The sequence below is a fragment of the Hymenobacter bucti genome, from assembly GCF_042681145.1.
Classification (GTDB): domain Bacteria; phylum Bacteroidota; class Bacteroidia; order Cytophagales; family Hymenobacteraceae; genus Hymenobacter; species Hymenobacter bucti.
Map to the genome: position 1 here is coordinate 26,952 of NZ_JBHUFD010000017.1, position 16,974 is coordinate 43,925.

A 16,974-nucleotide genomic window follows, 5' to 3' on the forward strand; every position below is an offset into this window, starting at 1 on the left:
TTAAACCCAGGGACCTTAATCGCGTCTAACTCGTGTTGTTCGAGTATCCATCTAGAATTAACCAAAGCGCTTCGGCGCTCCAGCTATGCGACTCAAATCTTTGTTTGCCCTGTTTTTTGTAGTGGGCTTTAGCTTGCTGCTCAGCAGCTGCACGCCCGGCGTGTACGTGGGTGCCAGCACGGGCTACGGCTACCCGTATGGCGGCGGTGGCTACGGGTACGGCTATGGCCCCAGCTACTACGGCCGCCCTGGCTACTACGCCCCGCCCGTGCGGGTGCGGCCAGCACCCTACTACGGCCCCGGCCGGGGCCGTGGCGGCTACCGCGGCGAAGGTGGCTACCGGGGTGGTAACGGTGGCTTTCGCGGCGGTAATGGCGGCTTTCGCGGTGGCCCCGGCGGGGGCGGCCGGCGCGGTGGGCGGTAGCACCCGGCCCTGGTTGCCAGCACACCTCACCCACTGATTTTTAGGTACAGCTCTCGTTTTTCACCTTCTAACCCAGCGCGCTACGGCGCGCCCCACTCATGCGCCTTCAACCTGTGTTATTCGCTTTGCTGCTGAGCCTAGGAGTGCTCGGCGCCGAGTCGGCCTCCGCCCAAGTAATCATTAATGCCCAAATCGGACGGCCCTATTACGCTCCTCGCCCACGGGCTTACTACGGGCCGCGCTACTATTACCCGCCGGTGGCAGCGCCGGTGGTGGTGGCGCCCCCGCCCGTAGTGGTATATCCGCAACCTTACTACTACGCTCCTCGCCCCTACTATGCCCCGCGTGGATACTACAATGCGCCCCGTGGGCGGGGCTATGGTCGCCGGTGGTAGTTTACTACGCTAGTAGCCTTTATCCTTAGCCAAAGCGGCCCCGATAGCAGTTGTCTATCGGGGCCGCTTTTTTAGTAACCGCAACCCTAGGGCGCCAGCGGGTGCCTACTCGCCGCCCAGCTCGTGCACCTTTATGCCGCCACCATCGTCTTCGGCGGCGCGCAGCATGGCTTGGGCCACGGCGGTGGCCGCAACGGGCCGGTACTTCTGCCAGCGGCCGCGCAAGAGGGGACGCGCCAGCGCCAGCAGCCAGCCCCCGATACGCTCGCCCAAACGCGGGGCCGCGCGCGTGCCTAGCAGCAGCGAAGGCCGGAAAATGTGGATGGCCCGAAAGGGCGTTTGGCGCACGGCAGCCTCCATTTTGCCCTTGACCTGGCTGTAGTAGAAGCGCGATTCGGTGTCGGCGCCCAGCGCCGATACCACCAGAAACTGGGTCGCAAAATTGGCCGCCGTAAGGGCCGCCAGCTTTACAACGTGCGAAAAATCAACTTCAAAAAAAGCCTCTTTGGAGCCGGCCTGCCGCCTGGTGGTACCTAGGCAGCAGTACACATCGTCGGCAACGAGGCGCAGGCGCTCGGCGTCGAGCTGCCCCAGCTCCGTAACCACCTGCGTGAGCTTGGGGTGCTGCACGGCCACCGCCCGGCGGCCCACCACTATCACTTTGGCGTAGCGCTCGGAGGCCAGCAGCAGCGGCAGAAGCGCCTGGCCCACCAGCCCGGTGGCGCCGGCGAGTAAAGCTGTCTTTTTCATTTGAAAGCGGGGTGAGAGAGCGGTAAAAGACGCTTGTCGTTGCAAGCGCAGCGCAGCATTTTATGGCTTACGCAAAAAATCGCTTGTCATTAATGAGCGCAGCGAAGTAATCGCACCCGAACGGCGGTACTGAACAGGTGCGCTTGCTTCGCTGCGCTCGCAATGACGAGCGATTTAGACTATCTCAACTCGCTTCTGGCTCAGCGCTTACCCAACTCCTCGGCGCGGTCGCGGGCGGCGGTGGCGCCGGCCATGAGGCCTTCGCGCACGGACGCTTGGCCGAAGGCCCGCATGGCGGCCTCGGTGGTCCCGCCCTTCGATGACACGCGGGCTATCCAGTCTTGGCAGCTGAGGCCGGCCTGGCTATAGAGCTCCACCGCGCCGCGGAAGGTTTGGCTGACGAGCAGCTCGGCCTCGGCGGGCGCGAAGCCCATTTGGGCGGCGGCCGCCATAAGGGCTTCCATGCAGTAATACACGTAGGCCGGGCCGCTGCCCGAAATGGCAGTGCTGGCGTCGATGGCGCTTTCCTCCTCCACGTACACCGTTTTGCCGGTAGTTGAGAGTAGATTTTGTACCTGCACCAGCTCGGCGCGGGTCACTTCATCGGTGCTGGTAAAAGCCGTCATGCCCATGCCAATTTGGGCGGGCAGGTTGGGCATGGCCCGGATGACTTTGGGCGTACCTAGGGCTTCACGCAGGGTCCTGATTTGCACGCCCGCCATGATGCTGATAATGACCTGCTGCGGCTGCACCAGCCCGCGCAACTGCTCAAACAGCGCGCCCGAGTCCTGGGGCTTCACGGCCAGAATGATGATGTTGGCGCCGGGCACGCAGTCTTCGGGCTGGCCCCAAGCGGTGCCGATTTCGTGGGCCGCCAAGGCCGCCACCCGCTCGGGCGAGCGGGCAAGCAGCCGCAAATCGAGGCGCGAGGTAACGTGGGCACGCACAAAGCTGCGGGCGTAAGTGAGGCCCATGTTGCCACCGCCGATGATAAGAATTTTCATAACCTAACGCAGGCTAGCGCTTCCGGGCGAAGAACTAGCTTGTCTAAAATTTACGAGTTACTTAAAGGCTATCAATGAGTTGCGTATAATGCAACTAAGATGCAATTTACACAGTACTGTATTTGCAACATTATTGCACAGGGATTACCACTAGCTTTTGCTCACACTCTCCATACCCAGCGCCGATGGTATAAAAAGTTCAGCACCGCCGCCCAGATAAGCAAACATACCACTGCGCCCGCTAAAGAAGCGTTGCGGGGGTCGCTGAAAAACGGCACGATGCCGCTTTGATACAGCCACTCCTCTAGGCCCATTTCTTTGCCGCCCGGCCCCGCCAGCCGCATCAGTCCGAAGGTGCGCGAGAGCAGCGCCGAGCCCACAAACACCGCAATGGCATTGACCCCGAACGCGATAGCGGGCGTGGCCCAGCGCCGGTAGCCGCGCACATCGCACAGCCAGTAGAGGCCGGCCAGCACCACCAGCGCCAGCCCACCGGTGAAGAGCACGAAGGAACTCGTCCACAGCGCCTTGTTGAGGGGGAACCAGTGGTTCCAAAGCAACCCCAGGAGCACGGCCAAGACGCCCGCGCCCAGCAAGCCCCGCACTTTGGCCAGCGCGCCTAGGTCGGGGCGGCGGAGCCACTGCGCCGCCAGCAGCCCCAGCAGCCCGGTGCCGAGGGCGGGCAGCGTGCTCAGCAGGCCCTCGGGGTCCCAGGTGCGCGACTGCTTCCAGAGGTGCGGCTCGGTGAGTACCAGGCGGTCGAGCCAGGCGCCGAGGTTGGTAGTAGGCTCTAGGTTAGCGGGGCCAACGCCGGGCACGGGCACCAGTTGCAGCAGCGCAGCGTAGCCGAGCAGGAAGGCGACCAACAGCAGCACCTGCGTACGCCAGCTGGTGGTCAGGTACAGCAAGCTGCACCCTAAGTACACCAGCCCGATGCGCTGCAACACGCCCAGGATGCGCACCGTCGAGAAGTCGAAGTGCGGGTAGAGCGACGTCAGCAGCCCCAGCCCAAACAGCACCGCCGCGCGCCGCAGCACCTGCGCCAGCACGGGGCCCTGCGGCTCGTGGCGCTGCTTCACGCCGGCCAGGGCGTACCCTAGGCTAACGCCCACGATGAAGAGGAAGAACGGAAAAACCAGGTCGGTGGGCGTGCAGCCGTGCCAGGCGGCGTGCTCCAGTGGCGGGTAGATGTGGCCCCAATCGCCGGGGTTATTCACCACCACCATCGCCATCACGGTAAGGCCGCGGAAAACGTCGAGACTGATGAGGCGGGCGGTGGCCGCGGGAGTAGCAAGGGACATAGGCAACGACGCGAGGTGAGCGAAAGGCTCGCAAAGTAGTTTAAAACGCCTGGCCTGCTAGCAACGACAGAACAGAAGGAAAAGTGACTGTCATGCTGAGCGTAGCGAAGCATCTCTACCAAACGGCACCTGAACGGTGCAGCAGAGATGCTTCGCTACGCTCAGCATGACAGTCACTTTTCTGCATCTTTTTTCTGCCTCTCTCAAAACTCCAGAGCAAGCCCAACCAGCCTACCTAGGCTACCTCAACCCAAACAGGCGGGCGAAGAAGCCGCGGCGGCGGCGCTTGACCGGCTCCTTGGTTTTGACTTTCACTTTGGCGGCTTCGGCGCGGGCTATCTCGCCGGCTACTGGCGAGGCCGGGCGGGCGGCGGGCCTAGGCGCGGTGGCTACCGGGCGCGACGCCGGGCGGTGGTCCTGGGCCGGCATATTGACGGGCGCGGCGGCCAGTATCTCCACCGGCAGCTTGCCTTCGGAGAACACGCGTAGCGGCAGGCTCTCGTTGTGCAGGCGGTCGGCGGCGGTGAGAAAGTAGGCATAGGCCGTGCCGGGGCGGGCCGTGGTATCGGCAAAAGTAGCGGGCTGCCCTAGGCCGGTGGGCCGCACCACGGCTAGGATGCGGCGCGGGTCGGCAGGCGACATTACTTGGCCGCGCTCGAAGCGGTAGAGCACGTAGTAGGCGGCCAGGTCGCCGTCGGGGGCGGGCACGGGGTCGGGCGCCCAGGTGAGGGTGGTTACGCTGCGGGTGCGGTTGAGCACCATTTCGCGCACCGGGCGCGGGGCTAGGCTGTCAAGCCAGGGCATGGTGGGCACCAGCGCCGGGGCGCGGTAGAGGTTGAGGCGCAGCGAATCGGTGGTGTGCAGCGGGTTATTGAGCAGCGAATTGGCCGAGAAATACACGCTGCCCTGCACATCGTCGGGGTGGCTGCGGTTGATGCGGATTTGGGTGGGCAGCTCGCGCGGGTTGCGCCAGGCGGTGTCCGAGCGGGTGCTTTCGCGCATGCGGTACATGCCGTGGCCGATGTAGAGGTGGCGGTCGAAGCGGTTGCGGGTCCACCACTCCACCATCGTGGCGTAGGGCACCAGCTTGAACTTGGTGCTCCAATAGAGTTGCGGCACGATGTAGTCTATCCAGCCCTCGCGCAGCCACAGCCGCGAGTCGGCGTAGAGGTTGGAGTAGCTGGGCTGCCCGGCGCGGGTGTCCGAGCCATCGGGGTGGCCGCTCTTGTTCATCCACACGCCAAAGGGCGAAATGCCGAATTTTACCCAGCGCTTGGCCGCCCCAATGCTGTCGTGCAGGTCGTGGATGAGCGTATTTACGTTTTGGCGGCGCCAGTCGGCCAGCCCTAGGTTGTCGGGGTTTTGCTCGGCAAAGGCTTGCTCGTCGTGGAAAACCTGGCCCGCCTCTGGGTACGGGTAGAAGTAGTCATCGAAGTGCACGCCATCAATATCGTAGCGGCGCACCACGTCGAGTATCACGCGCTTGATGTGGGCGCGTACCGGGGGCAGACCGGGGTTGTAGAGGTACTGCTTGGCGTACTTGATAAACCACTCGGGGTGCTGGCGCAGCGGGTGGTTGGGGGCCAGCGAGCGCGTCACGGTGTCCATAGTGGCGCGGTAGGGGTTAAACCAGGCGTGGAACTCCATGCCGCGCCGGTGCGCCTCCGCGATGAGGAAGGGCAGCGGGTCGTCGCCCTCGCCGGGCGCCTTGCCCTGGCGGCCGGTGAGGTACTTGCTCCAGGGCTCTAGGTCCGATTTGTAGAAGGCATCGGACACGGGCCGGATTTGCACGAATACCGCGTTGAGGCCGGCGCGCTGGCCGGCGTCGAGCAGGCGGCGGTACTCGCGGCGGTACACTTCGGGGGCTTCGCCGCGCTGGCTGGGCCAGTCGATATTAGCCACCGTGGCAATCCAGAAGGCGCGCAGCTCGCGCTTGGGTGGGGCGGGCACCTCGGCTGCTTCGAGCAGCACGGCGGCCCGCGTGAGCCTAGGGCTGGGTGAGGTAATAGCGGCCTGCGCCCGCAGCGCGGCCGGGTAACTCAGCAGGAAAGTGGTAAATAGAAACCAGTAAAAGGGGAAGGCAGAACGCATCAGGGCAACAAAAGTCAGGCTGCAAGTTACGCCCGCCGGCCGGGGGCGGGTGGGCGCCTGTCCTTGCGAGCGCAGCGAAACAATCGCATCAGAGCAGCATTTGGCGAGCAACCTGCACAGGTGCGTTTGCTTCGCTACGCTCGCAAGGACATGCATTTTCCTACCCCAAAAACCGCCCAAATGACCTCGCTCCTATCCCTATTTCGGGGCCGCGCCAGTCTTGGCCGGTTCAGTCGGCGCGGGGGCTGGGGCCGGGCGGGTGGCCGCCGGGGTACCACCGCTGCCTTGGCTACCGCCACCGTTTTCGTCGGTTTTCAGGTCGTCGTTGCGCACACTTTTGCTGGGGCGGGCGTCGGCGGTGAGCTTGCCGATGCGGTAGCCGAAGTACACTTTGAAGCTCGTGATGTGCTGGATGGTGCTGGTGGTTTGGCTGAGCAGCGGGCTATCGATGCTAGTGCGCACCGTGTTGCTGGGCGAGAAGAAGTTTTCGGCCCCAAACCCTAGGCTACCTTTTTTCTCGGCAAAATCGTGCTTGATGCTCATGCTGTACACTGCAAAGCTGCTTTGCGCGCCTTGCAGCTGCACCTGCTGGCCGCGGTAGAAGCCAAACAGCTGCACGTTCCAGTTTTTGGGCAGGGCGTAGCTGCCGTAGAGCCGGCCACTCACCACGAGGCCCGCGTTGCGGGCGGCGTACAGCGGGTCGGCCACGTTGTTGCGCAGCACGGCGTAGTAGGTGTCTACCCCGCCACTCACGCTGAACTTGGTGCCCACATCGAGGCTGGTGTAGGCGCTGCCGCCGTAGGCGTCTTCCTGCCCCACGTTTTGGTACGTGATGCGCACCGCACCGGGGTAAGCCGCCTCGCCCAGCGGCGTGCGCATCGACTGGATGGAGCCGCTGGTGTTGCGCACAAAGGCGCTAAAATTCAGATTGGCCTGCTTGAGCAGCGTGCTGTAGCCCAGCTCGTAATTATTGGTGTATTCGGGCCGCAGCACGGGGTTGCCTAGGGTCTGAATAAGTGGGTTGGCAGCTTGCAGATTGGGGTTGAGAAACTGCAGCGAAGGGCGCTGGATGCGGCGGTTGTAGGCCAGTTTCAGCACATTGCCGCTGGGCAGCTTGTGCAGCAGGTTGGCGCTGGGCACCAGCACGCCGTAGCTCGGAATATCGCCCACCGTGCCTCGCCCAAAATCAGCGGCGATGCTGGTGTATTCGTAGCGCACGCCGGGCTTCAAGGTAAAATTGTGGGGCAGCCCTAGGGTGTAGGCCACATAGCCGGCCGCCACGTTTTGGTCGTAATGAAAGGAGTTATTGGGCTGCGTCAGCGCCAGTTGGCCGTAGTAGCGGTAGTCGCTCTGCACGGTGCGCTTGATGTCCTTCACGCCCACTTCCAGCAGCTGGTCCTTAGCCGTCGGCACCTGGTAGTCTACCTGGGCGGTCAGCTCCTGGTTGGCGCTGGGGTTGTCGTTGCCCGCGCGGCCGAGCGCGGCCGCTTCGCTGGCCGCGTAGGTATCGTTGTCGAACTGATAGGTGCGGTCGTTGCGGCTGTACAGCGCCAGCACACTCAGTTCCTGCTGCGGCTTGGCGAAGGTGTGCAAGTACGCTAGGCTGGCATCCACGGTGCCCGAGTCGTCGGTGGTGGTCACGTTGCGCACCGAAGTGGTGGCGGCGCCCGTGGCCAGCGGGGTAGTGCGGGTGGCCAGCGCATCCTGGTAGAAGGTGGCATTGCGCGTGCCGTAGGTCAGCGAGGCCGCCAGCGCATCGTGCTTGGTGAGGTCGTAATCCCAACCTAGGGTGTAGCGCCCAAACAGCTGGTTTTGGCGCGTGTCGGCCGTTTGGGCGGTGCGGGTTTGGGCGCCGGTGGCGGGGTTGGTGGTCAGCTGGTTGTTGCTGAAGCTGCCGGGCGTGTTGTAGCCCGCCCGCCCGAAGCCACCGAGCGCAAAGCCCATTTTGCCGGTGCGGTAGCCACCGTTCAGGTTCAGCGTACCCGAGCGGGTGCCGCCGCTGCCATCGAGGCTCAGCTGGCCGCCGCGCAGGTCATTGCCCTTCGTAATGATGTTGATAATGCCGCCCGTGCCCTCGGCATCGTACTTGGCCGAAGGCGAGGTAATGACTTCGACCGTCTTAATCTGGTCGGCAGGCAGCTGCCGCAGGCCGTCGGCAATGCTGCTGGCCATGATGGTCGAGGGCTTGTTATTAATCAGCACCCGAATATTCTGGTTGCCGCGCAAACTCACGTTGCCGTCTAGGTCTACGCTCAGCAGCGGCACCCGCTTAAGCACGTCGGTAGCATCGCCGCCGCGGGTGGTTTCATCGTTTTCGGCGTGGTACACCGTGCGGTCTACTTTTTCTTCTACCAAGGGCGGGCGGGCTATCACCTCCACTTCGCCGAGCTGCTGCGCACTAGGCAGTAGCGCCAGGGTGCCTAGGTCCACGGTGCCGCCGCTTTCGGGCACCACTACGGCCACCCGGCGCAGCTCTTGGTACCCTAGGAAGCTGATGCGCAAGGTGTAGGCACCGGGCGCCACGCCAGGCAGCACAAACTGCCCATCGCCGCCGCACGCGCCGCCACTCACTGGCGCATCCGCCGCGCCCAGCACGGCCACCGAGGCGTAGGCCACGGGCTTGCCGGTGGCTCCGTCGAGCACAGTGCCAATGAGGCGACCAGTCAGCCGGGCCGTTCCTTCGGGCAAAACAGCTGGGCGGCTGGGCGCCTGCTGGGCGTAGCTAGTAAAAGTGGTGCCGGCTATAGCCGCTGCTGCTAGCCGAGTGAATAGCGTAAATCGAAGGGACATAGGCGGTAAATATCCTTCGAAAGGCACCGGCCGCCCCGAAGGGTTGCCCCGCCTGCTTGCTATGCAGCAAAAAGCCGCCGTGCTACTTGGCACGGCGGCTTTTTCTAGGTAGCTTCTGGCAGCGCTATTGCGCTGCGTTGGTCGGGTTTTCGCCGGCGCGGTCGGGGCCAGCGTCGGCGGGCGTTTGCTCGCCACCTTCGAGGCCGGTGGTCTGGTCCGAGTCGCCGTAGTCGCCCCGGATGCCGGCGCCGTCGCTGCCGGCCAGGTCCGACTGGGTCACGGTTTCGGGGTTGCCGCTGGCATACTGGTCGCCATCGGCTTCAGCGTCCTGGTTGGTGATGGGACCAGCGGTGCTGGGCACTTTATTTTCGTCGATATCGGCGGGGCTGCCGGCATCGGGGGTGGGGTTTGGGGTAACCATGAGAAGGGGTAATTGGAGTAATGAGAGTGATTTAAGTACTGAAAGAACGGGCTCTAGGATTGCTCCCATTGCCCATTACGCTCATTACCTATAAATTAACCTGGCCGATGCTGGTGCCGCTGCTACCAGTGCCGCCGCTCACGCCGCCGCCTTTGATGGCGCCCTCGTTTTGGTCAGCCGACTCGATGGTGCCATCTTCCTTGTTAGCGGGCACAGCGTCGAGGTTGGTGGGACCGGCGTTGCCGCCGCTGCCCGAGTTGTCGTCGGCGTTGCCGCCGTACAGGGCATCAGAGTTGGTAGGCGCCTCTTGGCGGCCGGTGGGCTGGTATTGGTCAGACTGCGTAGGCTGGGTAGCCTGGTCTTGCTCGGAGCGGGTGGTAGACATGGGAGGGAATCAGAAAAAGTGAACTACTACCTAGGTGTACGCACAGCGGCGCGCCTGGTTCCGGCCGGGCAGTATTCCATTTTTGTCGCCAACTTGGCCGCAGCAAATCCTATTCATTGCTTTAGAATCCACGATATGTCCTGGTTAACTAGTTATTATTTCGCTACTATTTTCCCCGGCTCGCCGCCCCTAGGGTCGGGCTCTCCTAGGTCTGCCGGGGCGGCGGCCAGCCAGCCCCGGCTGCGGCCCCTGGCCTACCTGCTGCTCGCGGGCTTTGGCCTGGCGCTGGGCCAGTGCCAGCCCGCCGCCCCCACCGAGCAGCCCGCCGCGCGCACCATTTCGCCCGATTCGCTCAAGCTCGAAACGGCCGTGGCCGCGCCCATCCCCAAGTTCGACGTCGAAGGGCCCATTCTGCGGCAGCTGGCGCTGCTGCCCGCCGCCGAACGCAGCGCCGACCCCGCCGCCATGCGCCGGTACCAGCAGCTCACCCGCCGCTTCTGGCTGGCGCAGTACTCGACGGAATATCTGCTGAAAGAAGCCCAAAAAGGCCACCCCAACCTGCCGGTGTTCGCGCAGCAGCTGGCCACCACCCAGGGCCACTGGCGCGTACTGCGCGAAGGCCTAAGCCAAGCCCAGGGCATGCCACCCACCATGGCCGACCACCTGCGCCGCATGCAGCAAACCGAGCAGCTCCAGCAAGCCGCCCTCGCCGACCTGCAGGCCGACGGCGCCAGCCAGCGCCCCCCCGCGCTCGATGCGGCTACCTTGGCCGCCCAGTCGCAAGTAGCCAAGCTGCTGGCCCCGCTACGGCGCGAGCCCGCGCCCCTCAACGTGCGCATCCGCTAGCCCGCCCGAGCTACTGTACCATCCCATGGCGGCTACTCCCGATATTCTGCACTCCAAAACGGCGGCCGAGCTGCGGTTTTTTGTCGATAACCCCTCCTACTATCAGCCCGAGCTAGTGGCGGCGGCCCAGCGCGAGCTCCGGCGCCGAGGCCCCGAAGCCGTAGCGCCCGCAATACCCACGCCACCTGCGCCCTTGCCCGCGCCACCGCTCGCCGGGGAGCCCGCCGCAGTAGCACCGCGCCCGCCGGCACCCCTAGCGGCCGCTGCCCCCGCCGCCTACTACCCCGCGGCGCAAGAAACTGCCGGTCAGTACGACTATGCTGAGCCCGCGCAGCGGCCCTGGCTATTGGTAGGCTCGGTGGCGGTGGTACTGTCACTGGCCGGGCTCGGGTTTTGGTTTAAATCGCCTTCGCCCAGCGCGGCGGCCACGCAAGCACCGCCAGCTGCCACGGCACCCGCGGCGACCTCACCCGGGCTCGAAGCAACCCCGGCCTCGCCCATCCCCTACTACAATGCCGAGAGCTACGTCGATAAAGCGCTGGCGCAAGTGCCGGCGGCGGAGAAGCGCGACGAGCAGCGCCTGAACCAGTACCGCGCCGTGAGCCTGCGCTTTTGGGCCGCCCAAAACCCCTCGGCGCACCTCATCGGGCAGGCGCAGGCGGGCCAGGCCAACCCGGTGTTTGGGCCGCAGGTGCAGCTGGTGCTGGGGCTGTGGCACGATTTCGACCGCACGCAGGTGTACAGCTACTCCTTTGGCCCCGTCATGGCCGACCACCTGGCCCGCATGAAGGTCATCGCCCAGTACCAGCGCGAAGCCCTCAAGGAGCTAGCCAACGACGCGGAGGCCCAGCGCCCGCCCCACCTCGACGACGACCAGACGCTAGCCCACCAGCAGGCCCTCCCGCCCTTGCTCGCGGCCCTGGAGCGCAAGGCCGGTCCCATCACGGTACACCTGTAGCCTAATAAAGGCAGCGCCCGCAGTAGCGCCTTATTCAGTACCTAGCATGTTAACTTTCAGCATTTCTACACCTAATTTGTCGCGCTTATCCCAGAGAACAAGCCGTTTGGAACGGAAGTTGATACCGCTTAGCTTTACCGCAGAATCTAACAAAAGGTGTTAATATTTCAATTCCTGACCCGTTAGCTTTCGTTTAGCAACCACCTCCATCCTTTTTTTCACCAATTCACCTTGCTTGCCATGAAAAACCTGCTGCTACTAGCCGCTTTGGCCGTTGCTACCATCGAGGTCTCCGCCGCGCCCAGCCAAACGACGCCCACGGGCACGATGACCAAAAAGGAGCGCAAAGCCGCCCGCCAGGCCAAGGCCCCCCAAGTGTACAAAGGCACGGTAGCGGAGCAGCGCCGCGTGGTCACCGACGCGCCCGGCGCCGAAGAATCGGACAACGGCGACAACACGACCACTAAGTCGAAGAGAAAATCGAAGTCTAAAGAGTAGCCTTAGCTGCTACCCACCTAAAAAAGGCCGCCTTACTTACGTAGGGCGGCCTTTTTTCATTTTGCTAGCTGCTAGTTAACCTAGGCGGCGGCGCAGCAGGCCATCTACTTTTTCGGCCAGGCGGCGGGGCTCGTAGGTGCGCCAGGGCAGGTCGTCGAGCTCGCCCCCAAAGTTGATGTAGTGGTCGAGGCTGTACTGGCTCATCTCGCGGCGCACGTGGTCCTGGAAATTGATGCCCGCAATCCAGCCGTCTTCCACTTCCTCAAACCACTCCTCGTAGTAGCTGTCGTCGGAGCCGTGGAAGTTGAACACGTTTTCGCCGATGAGCACGAAGCGCTTGATGCCCTCGTGCAACAGCACGTCGAGGATGTTGCGCTTCAGGTTCATGATGTCGTTCTCGATGGCGTCGTTCCACTCGCCGATAAACTCCAGAATGGCGATGCCATCGTCGTAGTCGGCCCACAGAATCTTGAAGAACAGCGTCTCCGATTCCAGGCTATCCCACTGCGGATGAATGTAGTAGCCGTAGATGGTATTGGAAAAAGTATCGAGGCTGTACTCGGCCCCGTAGAGCGGCGAACGCTCGTCCTCGGTGGCCGAATACTGGTCAATCCAGTTATAATGAGGTTCGATGGTGTGCATGGCAACGGGGCTGGCTAGGGCCAGCCTAGGTGCAAAAACGCTGTTTAAGCTAAATCGTTCGGTTCAGCCGCAGTTCGGCTACCCCTGCTTAGCCAGCAGCGCCGCCCGCACCGAGCCGTGTTGGCGCAGTAGCTCGGCGGCCTCGGGCTGGGCAATGCCGAGCTCGTCCATGAGCATGCGCTGGCCGCGGTCCACGAGCTTTACGTTGCTGAGCTGCATGTCCACCATCTTATTGCCGCGCACCCGACCTAGGCGGATGAATGTGGCCGTAGTGAGCATGTTGAGCGCTAGCTTCTGGCCCGTGCCGGCCTTGAGGCGCGTGCTGCCCGTAATGAATTCGGGCCCGGTCACGACCTCCACCGGAAACTCGCAGGCCGCCGCTACCGCCGAGCCGGCGTTGCAAACGATGCAGCCGGTGGCCAGCCCCGCGGCCCGCGCCGCTTGCAAGCCGCCAATCACGTAGGGCGTGCGCCCCGAGGCAGCGAGGCCCACCAGCACGTCTTTCTCATTGACTTCGAACTGCGCCAGGTCAAGCCAGGCCTGGCTAGCATCGTCCTCGGCGCCCTCCACGGCTTTGCGGATAGCCCCGTCGCCCCCAGCCATAATGCCCACCACCAGCCCAGCCGGCACCCCAAAAGTGGGCGGGCACTCCGAGGCATCCACCACCCCCAGCCGCCCGCTCGTGCCCGCCCCGATGTAGAACAGCCGCCCACCGGCACCTAGCCGTGCCACGGTGGCTTCAATCAGCTTTTCGAGCTGCGGCAGCGCCTTTTGCACGGCCAGCGGCACGGTCATGTCGAGTTGGTTCATGCCAGCCAGAATGGCCGCAGTAGAGAGCGTTTCGAGGTTGTTGTACTCAGAAGGGGTTTCGGTAGTCACGACGCGAAGAGAGTTTAAAGCAAGGAATTAGGTTTTGAGCGTGCCAATAACCGGAAATTTATCGAATACCGTGGCCAGGTGGGGCGAGTCTTCGTCGAGCTCGCGGGTCAGGTCCTGGCCGGCCCAGTGCTCGTAGTGGTTGCCGCGCTGCCACAGGCGCGAGCGCGTCACATCGTAAATAACACCTAGGTAGGCCACCCAGATTTCGTCGCGGTCCTGGCCGTTGCGCAGGGCGAGTTGACTGCGGGTGTAGGCTTTTACGTCTTCGGGCATCGAAATAAAAGGGTTGGTAGGGTGCGGGGCTTGCCCCCGCCCGGCGTTGTTAGCAATAGAAGCTAACGCCGGGCGGGGGCAAGCCCCGCACCCTACGTCAGCTTTAACCTAAAAGGGCCTGCGTCCGAATCCAGCGCTGCGGCAAGTCGCCCTGGGCGGCGTGCAGGTAGTCCTGGTGGGTGCAGGGCACGATGCGCTTCACCGACTGGTCGGCCAGGCTTTCCACTTCCATCCACCACTTATCAGTGTCGGAGCGGCGCGATTTGTAGAATATCAGCTCGGTGGGCTCGCCTTTGCCGGTGCCCGGTAGCACCAGCGTGTAGGTGAGGAAGCGGTAGGTACCGAAGCCCGTTTCGGGCTTGCGGTGGTAGTAGCCTTCGATAAAATACCAGAGCATGGCCGCCAGCGTGCCCGCCGCCAGGCCGTGGGGGTCGTGGTCGGGCCGGTAGCCGTAGAGGCCGATGGAGGTGAGCTGCTCGTTGTGGCCCGCGTACCAGCAGAGCTGCGCGGCGTCCTCGTTGCTAAGGCCAAACGGGCTGGCGGGGTAGTAGCCAGGCGCATCCTGCCAGCGAATGGCGGCAATGTCAAAGCTCAGAAAATTGGCCTGCCGCAGCACCGGCTCGGCCAGGCGGCGGTCGGTGCGCAGCTCGCCCACGCTCATGGTCTCAAAGTGCAGCTTCTCGAACGCGGCCAGGATGTCGGGCGGCGTGAGGTACTGCTGGTGCCCTAGGTGCGCGCAGCTGAACACGAAGTTGGGGTGGTGCAGCAGCAGGCGGCGCAGGTGGCTGTCCTCGGCCGGGGTGCCGGGCATGGGCAGCGCCATGTCGGGCCGCGAGTCAACCACGGCGAAGTTGATGGCCGGCGCCGGCTCGTCGTGCGCGGGCTCGTAGGCCAAGAACTGGCCGTAGTCGAGGTCGTGGCCGCCACCCAGCAGGATGGGTATCGTATTAGCCTCCAGCAAAGCACCCACTACCTCGCGCAGGCGCTCGTAGGTGTCTTCCAGGCTGAGGCCGGGGCGCAGGTTACCTAGGTCGACCAGGCGCAGGGGCCCCGTGCTGCGCTGCAATTGGTAGAAGCGCTGGCGCACGCAGTTAGCCCCGTGCTGGCCCGCGGCGGGCGCACCGGCCGCCGTGCCCCGCCACTCATCAAGGCCGATGAGGGCGAGGTCGGCGGTGCGCCAGTCGGGGAAGGCTTCGGCAAAGCGCGTGGCGTAGGCGGCTACCGTGGTGGGCGCAGCCGAAGGGGCGGTCAGCTCGTCGGGTAGCGAGTCAAAAAATAGGGCCAGATTCATTCGTCAGCGCGGCGGGGCGCGGCCAAATTTACGCGCTGCACCGGCCAGATTGATCCGGTTAGTCGGTATGCCTACCAATGCGCGGAAATATTTCGCAAAAAAGCTTGTTTCTTTAACGCCACATTCCCACGCTCCCACGCTCCCTGTTATGGACGTCCGCCGCTCCTTCGATATTCTAGCTCACCAACTCGCTACGTTTCCCCAACCCGACGCTCTGGCCGCCAAAATCAACGGCCAGTACCAGCCGCTCAGCAGCCAGCAAGTGCAGGACCAGGCCAATCTGGTGAGCCTCGGCCTACTGGCCCTAGGGCTAAAGAAGGGCGATAAGGTCGCCATTATCAGCATGAACCGGCCCGAGTGGCTGCTCGCCGATTTTGGCATTGCCCAAATCGGCGGTACCAGCGTACCGATGTACCCCAGCATCACGGTCGAAGACTACAAGTACATCTTTACCGATGCCGGCGTGCGGGCCGTATTCGTGGCTGACAAGCAGCTGTTTGATAAGGTAAAAGAAGCCACCACGGGCCTCGATATTCCGGCCGAAAATGTCTTCACGTTTGATAAAGTAGCCGGCGCCCGCCATTTCGACGAGCTGCTGGAGCTGGGCAAAAAAGGCAGCCCTGCCGACCTAGAGCCGCTCAAAGCTGCCGTGCAGCCCGACGACCTGCTCACGCTTATTTATACCAGCGGCACCACCGGCGCGCCCAAAGGCGTGATGCTCAGCCACGACAACCTGCTCAGCAACTGCCGCGGCTCGGCCCGATACGTGCCCGTAGGCACCAGCGACAAGGCCCTGAGCTTCTTGCCGTTGTGCCACATTTTTGAGCGAATGGTGACGTACCTGTACATGATACACGGCGTGAGCATCTACTACGCCGAGAGCATGGAAACCATTGCCGACAACCTGCGCGAGGTGCAGCCCAGCATCTTCACCACGGTGCCGCGCCTGCTCGAAAAAATCTACGATAAGATAGTAGCCAAAGGCCACGAGCAAACCGGTATCAAACACAAGCTCTTCTTCTGGGCCCTGGACCTAGGTTTGAAATTTGACCCGCAGAGAAACCAGGGCTTCGTGTACAATACCGAATTGGCACTGGCCAATAAGCTCATCTTCAACAAGTGGCGCGAGGCCCTAGGTGGTAAGCTGCGCTGCATCGTGAGCGGCGGCGGCGCCTTGCAGCCGCGCCTGGCCCGCGTGTTTTGGGCTGCCCAAATCCGGGTGATGGAGGGCTACGGCCTCACCGAAACCTCGCCGGTAATCGCGGTAAACGGCTACGAGCCCGAAAACAACATGATTGGCGCGGTGGGCCCGCTCATCGACAATATGGAGGTGAAAATTGCCGCCGACGGCGAGATTCTGACCCGCTCGGCCTCCGTGATGAAGGGCTACTACAACAAGCCCGAGCTCACGGCCAAGGAAATCGACGCCGACGGCTGGTTCCACACCGGCGACATCGGCGAGTTTGTGAACGGGCGGTTTCTCAAGATTACCGACCGCAAGAAGGAGATGTTCAAGACGAGCGGCGGCAAGTACATTGCCCCGCAAGTCATTGAAAACAAGCTCAAAGAAGACCCGCTCATCGAGCAGATGATGGTAGTAGGCGCCGACCGCAAGTTTCCGGCCGCGCTCATCGTGCCGGCCTTTGATGAGCTGAAAAAATGGGCCGAGAAGAACGGCGTCGCGGCCAAGTCGAATGCTGACCTAGTGAAAGACGAAAAGGTACTCAAGCTCTACCACGACCTAGTGAAGCAATATAACCAAGGCTTTGCGCAGTGGGAGCAGGTGAAAAAAGAGGTGCTGTTACCCGAGCACTGGACCGTGGAAAGCGGCGAAATGACCCCCACGATGAAGGTGAAACGCAAGGTGATAACCGAGAAAAACAAGGATATTATTGAGGATTTGTACGCGAAGGCTGAGAAGGAGCCGCACGAGCGTACGGCGCATTAGTAGCTTATGCCGCTGCTTCTCCACGTCCATCATGCCCATCTGGCGTCTGCTTGTCGAAGCATCTCTACCGCACCGTTG

General features: G+C 63.1%; 16 protein-coding genes. 5 read left to right on the plus strand and 11 right to left on the minus strand.

Going from position 1 to position 16,974, the window contains the following annotated elements; all coding sequences use genetic code 11:
- Window positions 1-85: 85 nt before the first annotated feature.
- A complete protein-coding gene (locus ACFSDX_RS19095) occupies window positions 86-424 on the plus strand; it encodes a hypothetical protein (protein WP_382316455.1) in 339 nt (112 codons plus the stop codon).
- A gap of 500 nt (window positions 425-924) precedes the next feature.
- Here ACFSDX_RS19095 and ACFSDX_RS19100 read toward each other — a convergent pair whose 3' ends face one another.
- The 7 genes from ACFSDX_RS19100 to ACFSDX_RS19130 form a co-directional block, all read right to left on the minus strand.
- Window positions 925-1,569 carry an NAD(P)H-binding protein gene (locus ACFSDX_RS19100; protein ID WP_382316457.1) on the minus strand — a complete coding sequence of 215 codons (645 nt, stop codon included), beginning with the start codon at window positions 1,567-1,569 and terminating at the stop codon, window positions 925-927.
- Window positions 1,570-1,769: 200 nt separating this feature from the next.
- Window positions 1,770-2,573 carry a pyrroline-5-carboxylate reductase gene (gene proC / locus ACFSDX_RS19105; RefSeq protein ID WP_382316459.1) on the minus strand — a complete coding sequence of 268 codons (804 nt, stop codon included), beginning with the start codon at window positions 2,571-2,573 and terminating at the stop codon, window positions 1,770-1,772.
- Window positions 2,574-2,734: 161 nt separating this feature from the next.
- On the minus strand, window positions 2,735-3,874 hold the full coding sequence (locus ACFSDX_RS19110) for an acyltransferase family protein (RefSeq protein ID WP_382316461.1): 1,140 nt from the start codon (window positions 3,872-3,874) through the stop codon (window positions 2,735-2,737).
- A 240-nt stretch (window positions 3,875-4,114) separates the two neighbouring features.
- Complete coding sequence (locus ACFSDX_RS19115; protein ID WP_382316463.1) at window positions 4,115-5,965, minus strand: glycoside hydrolase family 10-like protein; 1,851 nt, start codon at window positions 5,963-5,965, stop codon at window positions 4,115-4,117.
- Window positions 5,966-6,163: 198 nt separating this feature from the next.
- Window positions 6,164-8,755, minus strand: a complete 2,592-nt coding sequence (locus ACFSDX_RS19120) for a TonB-dependent receptor (RefSeq protein WP_382316465.1) — start codon at window positions 8,753-8,755, stop codon at window positions 6,164-6,166.
- A gap of 124 nt (window positions 8,756-8,879) precedes the next feature.
- Entirely contained in the window at window positions 8,880-9,176 is a 297-nt protein-coding gene (locus tag ACFSDX_RS19125) for a hypothetical protein (RefSeq protein WP_382316466.1), read from the minus strand.
- A gap of 88 nt (window positions 9,177-9,264) precedes the next feature.
- A complete protein-coding gene (locus ACFSDX_RS19130) occupies window positions 9,265-9,561 on the minus strand; it encodes a hypothetical protein (protein WP_382316468.1) in 297 nt (98 codons plus the stop codon).
- A 135-nt stretch (window positions 9,562-9,696) separates the two neighbouring features.
- On the opposite strand from ACFSDX_RS19130, the gene ACFSDX_RS19135 reads away from it, so the two are divergent.
- From ACFSDX_RS19135 to ACFSDX_RS19145, 3 genes are all read left to right on the plus strand, one after another.
- A complete protein-coding gene (locus ACFSDX_RS19135) occupies window positions 9,697-10,407 on the plus strand; it encodes a hypothetical protein (protein WP_382316470.1) in 711 nt (236 codons plus the stop codon).
- 25 nt (window positions 10,408-10,432) lie between these two features.
- Window positions 10,433-11,365, plus strand: coding sequence for a hypothetical protein (locus tag ACFSDX_RS19140; RefSeq protein WP_382316472.1), 933 nt, complete (start codon window positions 10,433-10,435; stop codon window positions 11,363-11,365).
- A 240-nt stretch (window positions 11,366-11,605) separates the two neighbouring features.
- Entirely contained in the window at window positions 11,606-11,863 is a 258-nt protein-coding gene (locus ACFSDX_RS19145; RefSeq protein WP_382316474.1) for a hypothetical protein, read from the plus strand.
- A 75-nt stretch (window positions 11,864-11,938) separates the two neighbouring features.
- Here ACFSDX_RS19145 and ACFSDX_RS19150 read toward each other — a convergent pair whose 3' ends face one another.
- From ACFSDX_RS19150 to ACFSDX_RS19165, 4 genes are all read right to left on the minus strand, one after another.
- On the minus strand, window positions 11,939-12,505 hold the full coding sequence (locus ACFSDX_RS19150; protein ID WP_382316476.1) for a hypothetical protein: 567 nt from the start codon (window positions 12,503-12,505) through the stop codon (window positions 11,939-11,941).
- A 78-nt stretch (window positions 12,506-12,583) separates the two neighbouring features.
- Window positions 12,584-13,384: an N-acetylmuramic acid 6-phosphate etherase gene (gene murQ, locus ACFSDX_RS19155; protein ID WP_382316478.1), complete on the minus strand. Its 801-nt coding sequence runs from the start codon at window positions 13,382-13,384 to the stop codon at window positions 12,584-12,586.
- Window positions 13,385-13,411: 27 nt separating this feature from the next.
- Window positions 13,412-13,657 carry a cytochrome b5 domain-containing protein gene (locus tag ACFSDX_RS19160; protein WP_382316480.1) on the minus strand — a complete coding sequence of 82 codons (246 nt, stop codon included), beginning with the start codon at window positions 13,655-13,657 and terminating at the stop codon, window positions 13,412-13,414.
- Window positions 13,658-13,760: 103 nt separating this feature from the next.
- Window positions 13,761-14,948 carry a formimidoylglutamase gene (locus tag ACFSDX_RS19165; RefSeq protein ID WP_382316482.1) on the minus strand — a complete coding sequence of 396 codons (1,188 nt, stop codon included), beginning with the start codon at window positions 14,946-14,948 and terminating at the stop codon, window positions 13,761-13,763.
- 148 nt (window positions 14,949-15,096) lie between these two features.
- Here ACFSDX_RS19165 and ACFSDX_RS19170 point away from each other — a divergent pair, with 148 nt between their 5' ends.
- A complete protein-coding gene (locus ACFSDX_RS19170; protein ID WP_382316484.1) occupies window positions 15,097-16,896 on the plus strand; it encodes an AMP-dependent synthetase/ligase in 1,800 nt (599 codons plus the stop codon).
- Window positions 16,897-16,974 lie beyond the last annotated feature (78 nt).